This is a genomic window from Streptomyces sp. CBMA156, assembly GCF_014596515.1.
In the GTDB taxonomy this organism is placed as follows: domain Bacteria; phylum Actinomycetota; class Actinomycetes; order Streptomycetales; family Streptomycetaceae; genus Kitasatospora.
The window spans coordinates 15203-29647 of record NZ_MSJQ01000204.1 but is presented as its reverse complement, the minus strand read 5'-3'; the positions used below and the strand labels follow the sequence as shown (position 1 = coordinate 29647).

14 protein-coding genes and 1 pseudogene are annotated in these 14445 nt (G+C 70.9%); 6 read left to right on the top strand and 9 right to left on the bottom strand.

Annotated features, from left to right (window positions below):
* From BU198_RS17015 to trxA, 3 genes and pseudogenes are all read left to right on the top strand, one after another.
* Positions 1 to 436, top strand: a pseudogene (locus BU198_RS17015) (hypothetical protein); the annotation flags it as partial.
* Between the two features lie 173 nt (positions 437 to 609).
* Entirely contained in the window at positions 610 to 1575 is a 966-nt protein-coding gene (trxB, locus tag BU198_RS17010; RefSeq protein WP_188297696.1) for a thioredoxin-disulfide reductase, read from the top strand.
* A gap of 129 nt (positions 1576 to 1704) precedes the next feature.
* Complete coding sequence (gene trxA / locus BU198_RS17005; RefSeq protein ID WP_188297695.1) at positions 1705 to 2031, top strand: thioredoxin; 327 nt, start codon at positions 1705 to 1707, stop codon at positions 2029 to 2031.
* Between the two features lie 138 nt (positions 2032 to 2169).
* Here the strand turns inward: trxA and BU198_RS17000 are convergent, their stop codons facing one another.
* The 9 genes from BU198_RS17000 to rpmH form a co-directional block, all read right to left on the bottom strand.
* A complete protein-coding gene (locus BU198_RS17000; protein ID WP_188297694.1) occupies positions 2170 to 2787 on the bottom strand; it encodes a GNAT family N-acetyltransferase in 618 nt (205 codons plus the stop codon).
* 132 nt (positions 2788 to 2919) lie between these two features.
* Entirely contained in the window at positions 2920 to 4014 is a 1095-nt protein-coding gene (locus BU198_RS16995) for a ParB/RepB/Spo0J family partition protein (protein ID WP_188297693.1), read from the bottom strand.
* Complete coding sequence (locus BU198_RS16990) at positions 4011 to 4955, bottom strand: ParA family protein (protein WP_188297700.1); 945 nt, start codon at positions 4953 to 4955, stop codon at positions 4011 to 4013. The genes BU198_RS16995 and BU198_RS16990 overlap by 4 nt, the downstream gene beginning before the upstream one ends.
* 301 nt (positions 4956 to 5256) lie before the next feature.
* Positions 5257 to 6081, bottom strand: coding sequence for a 16S rRNA (guanine(527)-N(7))-methyltransferase RsmG (gene rsmG, locus BU198_RS16985; RefSeq protein ID WP_188297692.1), 825 nt, complete (start codon positions 6079 to 6081; stop codon positions 5257 to 5259).
* A 174-nt stretch (positions 6082 to 6255) separates the two neighbouring features.
* A complete protein-coding gene (locus BU198_RS16980) occupies positions 6256 to 6786 on the bottom strand; it encodes a protein jag (RefSeq protein ID WP_188297691.1) in 531 nt (176 codons plus the stop codon).
* Positions 6787 to 6868: 82 nt separating this feature from the next.
* Positions 6869 to 8041 carry a membrane protein insertase YidC gene (yidC, locus tag BU198_RS16975; protein WP_188297690.1) on the bottom strand — a complete coding sequence of 391 codons (1173 nt, stop codon included), beginning with the start codon at positions 8039 to 8041 and terminating at the stop codon, positions 6869 to 6871.
* Entirely contained in the window at positions 8038 to 8409 is a 372-nt protein-coding gene (gene yidD, locus BU198_RS16970) for a membrane protein insertion efficiency factor YidD (protein WP_223244501.1), read from the bottom strand. The genes yidC and yidD overlap by 4 nt, the downstream gene beginning before the upstream one ends.
* Complete coding sequence (gene rnpA / locus BU198_RS16965) at positions 8406 to 8834, bottom strand: ribonuclease P protein component (protein WP_049655849.1); 429 nt, start codon at positions 8832 to 8834, stop codon at positions 8406 to 8408. The genes yidD and rnpA overlap by 4 nt, the downstream gene beginning before the upstream one ends.
* Before the next feature lie 18 nt (positions 8835 to 8852).
* On the bottom strand, positions 8853 to 8990 hold the full coding sequence (gene rpmH / locus BU198_RS16960) for a 50S ribosomal protein L34 (RefSeq protein ID WP_030305394.1): 138 nt from the start codon (positions 8988 to 8990) through the stop codon (positions 8853 to 8855).
* 354 nt (positions 8991 to 9344) lie between these two features.
* Here rpmH and dnaA point away from each other — a divergent pair, with 354 nt between their 5' ends.
* The 3 genes from dnaA to gnd all read left to right on the top strand — a co-directional run bounded on the left by dnaA (position 9345) and on the right by gnd (position 14395).
* Positions 9345 to 11207, top strand: coding sequence for a chromosomal replication initiator protein DnaA (dnaA, locus tag BU198_RS16955; RefSeq protein ID WP_188297689.1), 1863 nt, complete (start codon positions 9345 to 9347; stop codon positions 11205 to 11207).
* A gap of 929 nt (positions 11208 to 12136) precedes the next feature.
* Positions 12137 to 13267: a DNA polymerase III subunit beta gene (gene dnaN / locus BU198_RS16950; protein WP_188297688.1), complete on the top strand. Its 1131-nt coding sequence runs from the start codon at positions 12137 to 12139 to the stop codon at positions 13265 to 13267.
* Positions 13268 to 13519: 252 nt separating this feature from the next.
* Positions 13520 to 14395, top strand: coding sequence for a phosphogluconate dehydrogenase (NAD(+)-dependent, decarboxylating) (gnd, locus tag BU198_RS16945; protein ID WP_188297687.1), 876 nt, complete (start codon positions 13520 to 13522; stop codon positions 14393 to 14395).
* Positions 14396 to 14445 lie beyond the last annotated feature (50 nt).

Genomic DNA, 14445 nt, shown 5'->3' with positions numbered 1-14445 from the left:
ACTGCTGCTGCACCCCGACGGAAGGTCCGACGCGGTGACGGTCGGCGCGGGCGCCCCGAGCGCCACCGCCGACGACCACGGCGCCAGGACCCCGCACGCGGCGGGCGCCGGCACCGACTACCGCGAGGACGGACTCGCCGCCCGGATCCAGCAGTTGCTGGCCCGCTCGGAGACCGCCCCGGGGCTGCGGGCCACCGGGCCCGCCCAGTCCGAGGGCGCCCCGCCCGCCGACGGCCCCCTCCCCTCCCCCTCGGGGGAGGCCTGCCCGCCCCTCGCCGACGGCACCCCGCTGGCCACCGACCGGGGCGGTTTCCACGGCGCCCCGGTCGACGTCCTGGTCTACCCGCTGCCCGGCCGGCCCGGCTTCGTCGACGTCTACCTGCGCTCCCCCGACTGCGGCCCGGTCCTCCTCCACCAGGCCGTTCCCAGCCACTGACCGACGGTTCCCATGCGATCCACGCCGACGGCGGCACGCCGCTTCCGGACTCCGGGCGCCTGGTACTGATCCGCCTGGGAATGCGAGAGACTGGTCAGTCGTTGTCCCGGGCGGCGGAGCAGGACCGCCCTCCCCGCAGCAAACGCGGGTCGCGATGCGAACCAGGAGAAGCAGTGAGCGACGTCCGTAACGTGATCATCATCGGTTCCGGCCCGGCCGGCTACACGGCCGCGCTCTACACGGCCCGTGCCTCCCTCAAGCCGCTGGTCTTCGAGGGGGCCGTCACCGCCGGTGGCGCGCTCATGAACACCACCGAGGTCGAGAACTTCCCGGGCTTCCGGGACGGCATCATGGGCCCCGAGCTGATGGACAACATGCGGGCCCAGGCCGAGCGCTTCGGCGCCGAGCTGATCCCCGACGACATCGTCGCGGTCGACCTCACCGGTGACGTCAAGACCGTCACCGACTCCGAGGGCAACGTGCACAAGGCGCGCGCCGTGATCGTCACCACCGGTTCCCAGCACCGCAAGCTCGGCCTGCCGAACGAGGACAAGCTCTCCGGGCGCGGCGTCTCCTGGTGCGCCACCTGTGACGGCTTCTTCTTCCGCGACCAGGACATCGCGGTGGTCGGCGGCGGCGACACCGCCCTGGAGGAGGCGACCTTCCTCTCCCGCTTCGCCAAGAGCGTCACGATCATCCACCGCCGGGACAGCCTGCGCGCTTCCAAGGCGATGCAGGAGCGTGCCTTCGCCGACGAGAAGATTCGCTTCGAGTGGGACAGCGCGGTCGAGGCCATCCACGGCGACCCGAAGCTGAGCGGCGTCACCCTGCGCGACACCACCACCGGCGAGACCCGCGAGCTGGCCGTCACCGGTCTGTTCATCGCGATCGGCCACGACCCGCGCACCGAGCTCTTCAAGGGCCAGCTGGACCTCGACGCCGAGGGCTACCTGAAGGTCGAGGCCCCCTCGACCCGGACCAACATCCCCGGCGTGTTCGCCGCCGGTGACGTCGTGGACCACACCTACCGCCAGGCCATCACCGCCGCCGGCACCGGCTGCTCCTCCGCCCTGGACGCCGAGCGCTACCTGGCCTCGCTGGACGACCTGGAGGCCAAGGCCGCCGCCGTCGCGGTCTGACCTCCTCCCGCTCCACCCCGCGGGGGTGTTCCACGTGAAACACCCCCGCCCCGGCCGGGCAGAAACAGAACGGGCCCACCCGTTGTTCTCCCGACAGCAGCCCCCTCCGTCCGATCCCGAGGAGTTCCCGTGGCCGGCGCCACCACCACAGTCACCGACGCGACGTTCGAGAACGACGTCCTGAAGAGCGACAAGCCCGTCCTGGTCGACTTCTGGGCCACCTGGTGCGGCCCGTGCCGCCAGGTCGCCCCGGTCCTGGAGGACATCGCGGCCGAGCACGGCGACAAGCTCACCATCGCCAAGCTCGACGTGGACACCAACCAGCAGACCGCCGCCCAGTACAACGTCATCTCGATCCCGACCCTGATCGTCTACAAGGACGGCGAGCCGGTGAAGTCCATCACCGGTGCCCGTCCGAAGGCCGCGCTGCTGCGCGAGCTGGCCGAGTTCATCTAGGCCTTCCGGTCGTCGACCGCACGGCGGCGGGGCTCCCCTCGGTGGGGAGCCCCGCCGCCGTCGTTCTGCCGGGCAGTCCCCGAACGGACGCGCCCCGCACGGCCGCCGCCGGAACGGGCACGGCGGCAACGGGCCCGGTTAAAACGGGCGCAGCGCCGGCTCCTTGCGCCCGCCGCCGAGCAGCCGCTCCAGCGCCCCCTCCATGTCCCCCCGCCAGGAGAGCGTGGTGCGCGCCTCCAGCCGCAGCCGGGGGTAGCGGTTGTGCGGACGGACGGTCTTGAAGCCGACCGCCAGCAGGTGGTCGGCCGGCAGCACACAGCTGGTCGGCGTCCGCCCGGCCGAGCCGAACGCCTCGATCGCCCGCACCCCGCGACCGATCAGGTCCTTGGCCACGGTCTGCACCAGCACCCGGCCGAGCCCCTGGCGCTGGTAGCCCGGCAGCACCCGGCTGACCATCAGCTGAACGGCGTCAGGCGAGACCGGGCTGGTCGGGAAGGACTGCGAGCGGGGGACGTAGGCGGGCGGCGCGTACAGCACGAAACCGGCGGGTTGGTCGTCCACGTAGACGATCCGGCCGCAGGAGCCCCACTCCAGCAGCACCGTGGAGATCCACACCTCCTTCTCCAGCTCGGGCTTGCCCGATTCCACCGCCTCCTTCGCGCTGACCGGGTCCAGCTCCCAGAAAACGCAGGAGCGGCAGCCGGTCGGCAGGTCCCCGAGGTTGTCCAGTGTCAGCGGAGCGATCCGGCGTCCCATGGCCGCACCTCCTCCTCCCTCTCACGGTCGAGCATTCCCCCACGAACGCCGATGGGTGCATGTTTCACGTGAAACAGCGCTCACGTGGAACACGCACCCATCGGGTCGTTGCCCTCGGCCGGCCGGTCCGGCTCAGCCCTGCGACAGCCGCAGACCGTCCTCGCCCGGGGCCATGCTGTCCAGGATCCGGTTCAGGTCCTCCACCGAGCCGAACTCCAGCACCACCTTGCCCTTGCCCAGCTTGCCGGCCCGCTGCGACACCTCGACCTTGACCCGGGTGTCGAAGCGGTCGGACAGCCGGCTCGCCAGGTCGTTGAAGGCCGGGGAGTTCAGCTTGCCCGCCTTCGGCGCCTGGCGCTTGGGCTTCTCCGGCTCCTGGACCATCACCCGGACGACCTCCTCGGTGGTCCGCACCGAGAGGCCCTCCGCGGTGATCCGCCGGGCCAGCTCCTCCTGCCGCTCGCTGTCCGGCAGCCCGAGCAGCGCACGGGCGTGCCCGGCGGTCAGCACCCCGGCGGCGACCCGCTTCTGGACCACCGGCGAGAGCTTCAGCAGCCGCAGCGTGTTGGAGACGTGCGCCCGCGAGCGGGCGATCCGGTCGGCCAGCTCCTCGTGGGTGCAGGAGAAGTCCCGCAGCAGCTGGTCGTAGGCGGCCGCCTCCTCCAGCGGGTTCAGCTCGGCCCGGTGCAGGTTCTCCAGGAGGGCGTCCAGCAGCAGCTTGTCGTCCTCGGTGGACCGGACGATCGCCGGAATCCGCTCCAGCCCGGCCTCCCGGGAGGCGCGCCAGCGGCGCTCCCCCATGATCAGCTCGTAGCGCTCGGGCCCGGCCTGGCGCACCACGATCGGCTGGAGCAGCCCGACCTCCTTGATGGAGGCGATCAGCTCGGCCAGCTTGTCGTCGTCGAACACCTTGCGCGGCTGGCGCGGGTTGGCGATGATCGCGTCCAGCGGCAGCTCGGCGAACCGCGCCCCGGCGACCTCGGCCGGCTCGGACGGGGCGTGCTCCCGTCGGTTCACGCCGGCGGCCCGGGCGGCCACCGTGCCCCGGCCGGACGGCAGCACCGGCACCGCGGTCGGCGAGACCGTTCCGGCGCCGGAAGGTTCCAGCACCACCGAGGCGGGTACGGGCGCGGCCGTCGCGGGCTGTCCCGCCGCCCCGCCGACCGCCGGCGGAGCCGACGGGAGCAGTGCCCCGAGCCCCTTCCCCAGACCCCTGCGACCACTCACTGATGACCCTCCGTCGTGCCGTACTGTGCCATCGGGGCGCCGTGCCCCGGCTGGCCGTCCCGCTGTTGACCCACCGTCGAACCGCTCTGTCCCACCGCACGCAGCGCGAGTTCGCGGGCGGCCTCCAGGTAGGAGAGCGCCCCGGTCGAGCCCGGGTCGTAGGTGAGCACCGTCTGCCCGTAGCTGGGCGCCTCCGAGATGCGGACCGAGCGCGGGATCGCCGTGCTCAGCACCTCGCGCTGGAAGTGGGTCCGGACCTCCTCGGCGACCTGGGCGGCCAGCCTGGTCCTGGCGTCGTACATGGTGAGCAGGATGGTCGACACGTGCAGTGCGGGGTTGAGGTGCGCGCGCACCAGCTCGACGTTGCGCAGCAGCTGGCCGAGGCCCTCCAACGCGTAGTACTCGCACTGGATCGGGATCATCACCTCCTGGCCGGCGACCAGGGCGTTGACCGTCAGCAGGCCCAGCGAGGGCGGACAGTCGATCAGGATGTAGTCCAGCGGCTGCTCGTAGGCGGCGATGGCGCGCTGGAGCCGGCTCTCCCTGGCCACCAGGGAGACCAGCTCGATCTCGGCGCCGGCCAGGTCGATGGTGGCCGGGACGCAGAACAGCCCCTCGACGTCGTGCACCGGCTGCACCACGTCGGCCAGCGGCTTGCCCTCCACCAGGACGTCGTAGATGGACGGCACCTCCGCGTGGTGGTCGATGCCGAGCGCGGTGGAGGCGTTGCCCTGCGGGTCGAGGTCGACGACCAGGACGCGCAGGCCGTGCATGGCGAGCGAGGCGGCCATGTTCACGGTGGTGGTGGTCTTGCCCACCCCACCCTTCTGGTTGGCGACCACGATCACCCGGGTGGCGGCGGGCCGGGGCAGTCCCTCGCCCGCTCGGCCGATCGCCTGAACCGCAGCCTGGGCAGCCCGCGCGATGGGCGTGTCATCGATCTGGTCGACGGTCTCCGAGTCCTGCATGGGAGTCAGTGTTTCACGTGAAACCGGAGCGGCAACAGTCACCGCCCGGTCCCGGCGGAGGATGCCCGAGAGCAAGGATCGACGTTTCACGTGAAACACCATGCCCGCTATGCCGGAAATCTGACGTTGCGACACTCCGGTGTCCCCGGGGGCACCACCCGGCCGAAGGCCGGGGCGATCGGCCCGCCCGTCACCCGGACGACGACGGGCGGACGGTCCTCCCTTCCAGGAGGCCCGTCCGCCCGTGTGCGGTACGTGTCCGGTCAGTCCGGCGTCACCCGGCTCGGCGCGGACGCCGCCCGCCCCGGCCGCGCTCGCCGTTGCGGACGCTCGCGTTGCGGCCCGCCCGGGCCGCCTTGGCGCGCCGGGTCGCCGCCTTCACCCCGCCGGGGCTCTCCCCCGCCTTCACCTGGACCACCCGGGTCGAGGTCTCCAGGGTTCCCTCGCCGACCGCGATGACGTTGCACTCGACCGCGCCCAGCTTGGCCAGCCCGGCCCGCGAGTCGGCCAGTTCCTGCTCCGCGCTGTCGCCCTTGAGCGCCAGCATCTGCCCGTGCGGGCGCAGCAGCGGCATCCCCCAGCCGGCCAGCCGCTCCAGCGGCGCCACCGCCCGGGCGGTCACCACGTCCACCGCGAGCTTGCCGACCATCTCCTCGGCCCGGCCGCGCAACACCGTGACGTTGTCCAGCCCCAGCTCCCGGACAACCTCCTCCAGGAAGGTGGTCCGGCGCAGCAGCGGCTCCAGCAGCGTCACCGAGACGTCCGGACGGACCAGCGCCACCGGGATGCCGGGCAGACCGGCACCGGAGCCGACGTCGCACAGGGTGATCCCGGACGGCAGCAGCTCGGCCAGCACCGCGCAGTTCAGCACGTGCCGGTCCCAGAGCCGGGGCACCTCGCGGGGCCCGATCAGCCCGCGCTGCACGCCCGCGGTGGCCAGCAGCTCGGTGTAGCGGACCGCGGCGTCGAAGCGGTCCCCGAAGACCTCCCGGGCGGCGGCCGGAGCCTCGCCCGGCTCGGTCACCTCGGCGGCCCGCTCCTCAGCGGCCGGGTCCACGTCCGCCCCCGGCCGGCCGGCAGCCGCGTTCTCCGTGTCCATCTCGACCTCTCCGATCCCCGGATCCACCGACCCGCTCAACGCACTGTTTCACGTGAAACATCCCAGGAGGGACGACGACCCCGCCCGCACGAGGCGGACGGGGTCGCGTCCGGTGAAGCTTTCCGGTCGCCACGGCGACCGGTCGTCGACCTGCCGGCCTCAGACCGGCAGCACTCAGACCGGCAGCACGACCACGAACCGCTGGGGCTCTTCGCCCTCGGACTCACTGCGCAGACCGGCCGCGGCGACCGCGTCGTGGACGACCTTGCGCTCGAACGGCGTCATCGGACGCAGCTTGACCTGCTCGCCGGAGCTCTTGGCCTGCTCGGCGGCCTCGGCACCGAGCACCGCCAGCTCCTCGCGCTTGCGGGCCCGGAAGCCGGCAATGTCCAGCATGAGGCGGCTGCGCTCGCCGGTCTCCCGGTGGACAGCCAACCGGGTCAGCTCCTGGAGGGCCTCCAGCACCTCGCCGTCCTGCCCGACCAGGCGCTGGATCGCGCGGTCGTTGCCGTCGCTGACGATGGAGACCAGGGCACGGTCGCCCTCGACGTCCATGTCGATGTCACCGTCGAGATCCGCGATGTCGAGCAGACCCTCCAGGTAGTCCGCCGCGATGTCGCCCTCCTGCTCCAGGCGGGAGACGAGGTTCTCGTCGGCGCTGGCGGCGGCCTCGGCCTCGACGGCGGAGGTGGTGCCTTCAGTCACTGATGGACTCCTTCGGAGATGGGCCCGTCTGGCGGGCCGGGAACGAAGCTCTTCGCGGCTGTCACGACGGCCCCGGGGCCGGTCAGGACTTCCTCTTCGGCCGCTGGCCGCCACCGCGCTTCGGCTGCTGCCTGGTGCCCTGCTTGGTGCCTGCCGGCTTGGCCGCGCCCGGCTTGACCGTGCTCTGCTTGGCGGCCGCCGGCTTGGCACCGGTGTCGGCCTGGACCTCGTCGACGGGCTCCTCCACCGGAACGTCCTCGCCGGACTCGGCCGTGGGCTGCCCGGCGGCACCCTGCTGGCGCTGCGACTTGGTCTGCCGGCGGGGCTGCTGGCGGCGTGCCTGCACCGAGTCCTCGACCACCGCGGCGGCGCTGGCCGCCGCGCTGACGGCCTCCTTGGACGGGGGCAGCATGCCCCAGAGAGCGCCCTTGATCTCCGTACCGTCCGGACGCAGCCGGCCGGCCTTCTTCAGGCGGGCCTGGCGCTCCTCGAAGGCCTTGCTGCCCGGAGTCGGGTTGTTGTGGATGACGATCAGCTGCTGGCCCATCGACCAGACGTTGGTGGTCAGCCAGTAGACCAGGACACCGACCGGGAAGTTGATGCCCATCACGGCGAACATGATCGGGAAGACGTACATCAGCATCTTCTGCTGCTGCATGAACGGCGTCTTCACCGTGAGGTCGACGTTCTTGGTCATCAGCTGGCGCTGGGTGACGAACTGCGACAGCGACATCAGGATGATCATCACGGCGGTGACGATCTTGACGCTGGTCTCGGGGCTGCCGAGGAAGGTCGCGGAGAGCGGGGCCCCGAAGATGTGCGCCTTGCCGGCGCTCACCAGCAGGTCACCGTGGATGACGCCGATCTGCTCGCTCTTGGCCACCTTGGCGAGCACGCCGTAGAGGGCGGTGAAGAACGGCGCCTGCACGAGGATGGGAAGGCAGCTGGAGAACGGGTTGGTACCCGCCTCCTTGTACAGCTTCATCATCTCTTCGGACTGGCGCTGCCGGTCGTTCTTGTAGCGCTCCTGGATGGCCTTCATCTTCGGCTGGATCGCCTGCATGGCCCGGGTCGCCTTGATCTGCTTCACGAAGAGCGGGATCAGGCAGATCCGGATGACGACCACCATCGAGGCGATGGCGAGGCCCCAGGCCCAGCCACCGTCCGGGTCGAAGATGTGGCTGTACAGCGAGTGGAACTGGACGATGATCCAGGACACCGCTGTGTACAGGGGATTCAGGAAGGAGAAGGTCACCGGTCAGGCTCCTTGGACAGGTGGATCGGCCGCTCGGGGCCAATGGTCGCCGGGCCCTCGGGGTCCGGACCGGCGGGGGTGGCGGTCACCGGTTCCTCGGTGGCGGACCGGCTCTTCAGCCAGTCCCGCAACCGCCGGTGCCACACCGGATGCTTGCGCGGCGGAACGTGATCGACCCCGCCGGGCGTCCACGGATTGCAGCGCAGGATGCGCCATGCGGTCAGCCCGCCGCCCTTGACCGCCCCGTGCACCTTCACGGCCTCGTAGCCGTAGTGCGAGCAGGAGGGGTAGTAACGGCAGACCGGACCCAGCAGTGGGCTGATCGTCCACTGGTAGACCCTGATCAGACCCATCAGCAGGTACTTCATCGACCTGCTCCCGTCGGCGCCGTGGCGGCGGGCTCCGTCCTCAGCAATCGCTTCAGTGCCGCGTCCAGGTCGCGTTCGAGGTCCTGGTACGAGGCGGTCGCGGCTTGGGGCAGCGCACGCACCACTATCAGGCTACCGGCGGGCAGCCTGGACAGACGATCACGAACGAGGTGACGCAACCTGCGCTTGACCAGGTTGCGGACGACCGCCGGGCCAACGGCCTTGCTCACGACGAAACCCGCACGCGCCGAAGGAGTCCCCTCGGCGACGTGCGGGCGGGAGTCGCTGGTCCGGTCGGTCTGCCCCTGCGGGTCACCGTCTCTGCTGAGATGGACGACCAGAAGGGGCCGGCCGGCCCGGCGACCGCGTTTCACCGCGGTCGCGAAGTCCTGGCGCCGCCGCAGCCGATTCTCGGAGGGCAGCACAACAGACTCTGGCGCGGATCAGGCGGACAGGCTGCTGCGGCCCTTGCCACGGCGGGCGGCCAGGATGGCACGGCCGGCGCGGGTACGCATACGCAGCCGGAAGCCGTGGGTCTTCGCGCGGCGACGGTTGTTCGGCTGGAAGGTGCGCTTGCTCACTCGGGGGCTCCTGAGGTGAATCGTAGGATGACGGGGAATCGCTTGGCCGTCACCGTGCGTCCGCGTGATCTCCCCTGATTCGGAAATCCGACCCCATCGCCCCAGTTCGGCTGGGGTCTGGAGGCAATCCACGGCGCCCGTGCTGCGCGCCTTATGGAGCGGGTGGACCCGCGGACATGCGGCAGCGGCCATCGACAACTCGACCTGGTTACGGTACGCGGGACGGGGTCCGAGGGTCAAACCGGCTTCCTTCGCCCGTCTTACCCACAGCCTGTGGACAACGACTTGATCCGTCCCTGTTCGCTGACTACCGTTGCAGAACTTGTCTGGTTTGTTCTTGGAAAGCGTGCACCAGTGGCTGATGTCAACAGCGACCTCGTCCCGGTCTGGGCCAGGGTCGTCGAGCGGCTGGTCGCCGACCCCGATGTCGGGGAGATGGACAAACAGTGGGTGCAGCGCACCCAGCCGATGTGGATGATGCACGACACCGCCCTGCTGGCGACCCCGAACGAGCGGGCCAAGCAGGTGCTGGAGGGCCGGCTGCTGCCGCAGCTGACCGAGGCCCTCAGCCGTGAGCTCAGCCGCCCGGTCCGGATCGCCGTGATGGTCGACGCCAACGCGGTGCCGACCACCCCCGCGTCCGCCCTCCAGGCCCCCGCCGAGCCCTACCCCGGCCCGGCCGAGGAGGACACCTCCGGCTACGGCGGCCAGGGCTACCAGCACCAGCAGGGGTACGGACAGGACCAGCCGTACGAGCAGGAGCAGCCGTACGAGCAGAACCAGCCCTACCCACAGGACTACGAGCGCCCCCGCTACGACACCGGCGGCTACGAGCAGCGCCAGGCCCCGTACGGCGGCCCCCCCGGCGGCCCCGGCTGGCAGGGCTACCAGGAGCAGCCGCCCGGCTACCGCGAGTCCGAGGAGCCCGCGGCCCGGCAGGCGCCGCGGCCCGTCCCAGGACCGCCCGCGACCACCCAGGGCGACCTCTTCGGCGGCGCCTACGGCCCGGGCCCGAACGAACAGCCCAGGACCGGCGCCGGCCGCAGGGCCGGCGGCTCCCGCCCCTCCGGCGGCCGCCCGGCGGAGAAGTCCGCCCCCGAGCGCTCCACCGAGCGTCCCGGCGTCCCCGGAGTGCCCGCGCCGCCCGGCGCTCCCCCGGCCGGCGGCTCCCGCAAGGACGAGCCGGCCGCCCGGCTGAACCCCAAGTACCTCTTCGACACCTTCGTCATCGGCGCCAGCAACCGCTTCGCGCACGCGGCGGCGGTGGCGGTCGCCGAGGCCCCGGCCAAGGCGTACAACCCGCTCTTCATCTACGGCGAGTCCGGGCTGGGCAAGACCCACCTGCTGCACGCCATCGGGCACTACTCGCGCAGCCTCTTCCCGGGCACCCGGGTGCGCTACGTGTCCTCGGAGGAGTTCACCAACGAGTTCATCAACTCGATCCGGGACGGCAAGGCGGACACCTTCCGCCGCCGCTACCGGGACATGGACATCCTGCTCGTGGACGACATCCAGTTCCTCGCGAGCAAGGAGTCCACGCAGGAGGAGTTCTTCCACACCTTCAACACCCTGCACAACGCGAACAAGCAGATCGTGCTCTCCTCGGACCGGCCGCCCAAGCTGCTGACCACGCTGGAGGACCGGCTGCGCAACCGCTTCGAGTGGGGTCTGATCACCGACGTCACCCCGCCGGAGCTGGAGACCCGGATCGCGATCCTGCGCAAGAAGGCGATCCAGGAGCAACTCAACGCTCCCGCCGACGTGTTGGAGTTCATCGCGTCCCGGATCACCCGCAACATCCGGGAGTTGGAGGGCGCGCTGATCCGGGTCACCGCCTTCGCCAACCTCAACCGGGCCCCGGTGGACCTGGAGTTGGCCGGGATCGTCCTCAAGGACCTGATCCCCGGCGGGGACGAGGATGCGGGCCCCGAGATCACCGCGCAGGTCATCATGCAGCAGACCGCCGCGTACTTCGGCCTGGGTGTGGACGACCTCTGCGGATCCTCGCGCAGCCGGGTGCTGGTGACGGCCCGCCAGATCGCGATGTACCTGTGCCGGGAGCTCACCGACCTCTCGCTGCCGAAGATCGGCGCGCAGTTCGGCGGCCGCGACCACACCACGGTGATGCACGCCGACCGGAAGATCCGCTCGCTGATGGCCGAGCGGCGCTCGATCTACAACCAGGTCACCGAACTCACCAACCGCATCAAGAGCTAGCCACCGCCGCGCGAGCGGCCCGAGGGCGTCAGGAGCATCCTGACGCCCTTTCGCGCGTCCACAGGTGTGCATCGCGCGCCGGCTGGGCAGGGATGCCGTCGACGGACGGTCCGCCAGTCCACAGCCCGCGCCGAACAACTGACCGGTGATTCGAAAACCGAGGGCGCGCAAGGCCGTTGTCCACAGGACAGGCCCCTTCTCCGCCGTCCACAAGGTGGGGAGTGCGGAGTTATCCAGAATTCGTCCACAGGCCCGGCGCCGCTACGCTCTTCCGCGCAGGTCAGGTGCCTGTGGACTTGTGCACAACGGTTATCCACAGGGTGTGGACAATTGAGGGGCCGCCAGCGGGCCGCCCGGGTTGTCCACCGCTTGTCCCCAGGCTCGGGCCGGTTATCCCCAGGTTGTCCACAGCCGCGTCCACAGTTCGACAACCGTGGGCTGGCGTTCATACCCTGGTGTGAAAGGCGTCACGAAAAGTTGACCGGCGCCCGTGGATAACCGGGCCCGGATCTGGGGACAGCCCTGGGGATAACCTGTGGATACCCAGCGTGGCCTGTGGGTAACGCTCGGCTGTCCACAGCACGCCCTGCCCGTCCACAGCCGCCGTCCACAGCCGCTGTGGACAAAATCTGGGGTCTGACCTGCGGAAACGGGGTTATCCACGGTTTCCACAGGCCCTACTACTACCACTACACATTTAGACCCCGGACTTGCTTTCAAAGTGGGTGGGCCCCGAATCTGTGGACAACCGCGCCCCGACAACTGTTCGGGTTGCTTCCGCCCGTCTGCCCCGTCTGTCGGCGGAGTACGTCAGACTGTCCTTGCGACTGGAAGCGGAGCGGCAGCGCTCGGCGGACAGCCGGACCGACGATCAAGATCAGACGAACCAGAGTGCGAGCGGGAGCGCTCGATCCAGGAGGCGGTTACCGGTGAAGTTCCGGGTGGAGCGTGACGTCCTCGCGGAGGCGGTGGCCTGGGCTGCCCGCAGCCTCCCGGCACGGCCTCCGGTGCCGGTGCTGGCAGGCCTGCTGCTGACCGCGCAGGAGGGCAGCCTGGCGCTGTCCGGCTTCGACTACGAGGTCTCGGCCCGGGTCGAGCTGGAGGCGGACGTCGAGGAGGCCGGCACCGTCCTGGTCTCCGGCCGGCTGCTGAACGACATCTCCCGCAACCTTCCCAACAGGCCTGTGGAGATCTCCACCGACGGCCAGCGGGTCAGCGTGGTCTGCGGCAGCTCCCGCTTCACCCTCCCCACCCTCCCGGTGGACGAGTACCCCGCGCTGCCCCAGATGCCGACCGCCACCGGCACCGTCGCCGGCGACGTCTTCGCCTCCGCGGTCAGCCAGGCCGCGGTCGCCGCCGGCCGGGACGACACCCTTCCGGTGCTCACCGGTGTCCGGGTCGAGATCGAGGGCGACCGGATCACCCTGGCCGCCACCGACCGCTACCGCTTCGCCGTCCGCGACCTGCTGTGGAAGCCCGAGCAGTCGGACATCTCCGCCGTCGCCCTGGTCCCGGCCAAGACCCTCCAGGACATCGCCAAGTCCCTGGGCAGCGGCGACACGGTCTCCATCGCGCTCTCCTCGGGCGGCGCGGGCGAGGGCCTGATCGGTTTCGAGGGCGCCGGCCGCCGGACCACCACCCGGCTGCTGGAGGGCGAGTTCCCCAAGTTCCGCAGCCTCTTCCCGACCGAGTTCAACGCGGTCGCGGCGATCCAGACCCAGCCCTTCCTGGAGGCGCTCAAGCGCGTCTCGCTGGTCGCCGAGCGCAACACCCCGGTCCGCCTGAACTTCGAGGAGGGCGTGCTGACGCTGGAGGCCGGTTCGGGCGACGACGCCCAGGCCACCGAGCGGATCGAGGCCTCCCTGGAGGGCGACGCCATCTCGATCGCCTTCAACCCGGGCTACCTGGAGGAGGGCCTCAAGGCCATCGACTCCCCCTTCGCCCAGCTGAGCTTCACCACCCCGACCAAGCCTGCGCTGCTCAGCGGCAAGGTCACGGTGGACGCCGAGGAGGACAAGGCGTACCAGTACCTGATCATGCCGGTCCGCCTCTCCGGCTGATGTCCGGGCGGGCATGATCCCGGGGGCGTGGGGGTCGTCCCCCACAGGACACAGAATGCCGGTCCGCCTCTCCGGCTGATCCCGCCGCATCCGGTGTGGTCCACAGGCTGTGCACATCCGCTGTGCACAGCCTGTGGACGTCTCCCCCGCTCGGCCCGACCGCAGGCGGTCCGGACCGCTCCAGCGCGTAGGCTCAGGGAGTGCGGCAACGGCGCCGCCGGCAGGCACGTCACCACAGGTAAGGACTTGGTCATGGAGCTCGGCCTCATCGGTCTCGGCAAGATGGGCGGCAACATGCGCGAGCGGATCCGCCGCGCCGGCCACACCGTCATCGGCTACGACCGCAACCCGGACATCTCCGACGTCGAGAGCCTTCAGGAGCTCGTCACCAAGCTCCAGGGCCCGCGCGTGGTCTGGGTCATGGTCCCGGCCGGCGCCGCCACCCAGGCGACCGTCGACGAGCTCGCCGAGCTGCTCTCCCCCGGCGACGTCGTCGTCGACGGCGGCAACTCCCGCTGGACCGACGACATCAAGCACGCCGAGGCGCTGGCCGCCAAGGGCATCGGCTTCGTCGACTGCGGCGTCTCCGGTGGCGTCTGGGGCCTGGAGAACGGCTACGCGCTGATGTACGGCGGCGACGCCGAGCACGTCGCCAAGGTCCAGCCGGTCTTCGACGCGCTCAAGCCCGAGGGCGACTTCGGCGCGGTGCACGCGGGTGCGGTCGGCGCTGGCCACTTCGCCAAGATGGTCCACAACGGCATCGAGTACGCGATGATGCAGGCCTTCGCCGAGGGCTGGGAGCTGCTGGAGGCGGCCCCCGAGGTCACCGACGTGCGCGAGGTCTTCCGCAGCTGGCAGGAGGGCACCGTCATCCGCTCCTGGCTGCTGGACCTGGCCGTCCGCGCCCTGGACGAGGACGAGCACCTGAACAAGCTGCGCGGCTGGGCCGCCGACTCCGGCGAGGGCCGCTGGACCGTCGAGGCCGCGATCGACCACGCCGTGCCGCTGCCGGCGATCACCGCCTCGCTGTTCGCCCGCTTCGCGTCCCGCCAGGACGACTCGCCGCAGATGAAGATGATCGCCGCGCTGCGCAACCAGTTCGGCGGCCACGCGGTCGAGTCCAAGTAAGCCGAGTCAAGACGACCCGGCAGGTCCCCCAGGAGAAGGCGGGCGCAGTC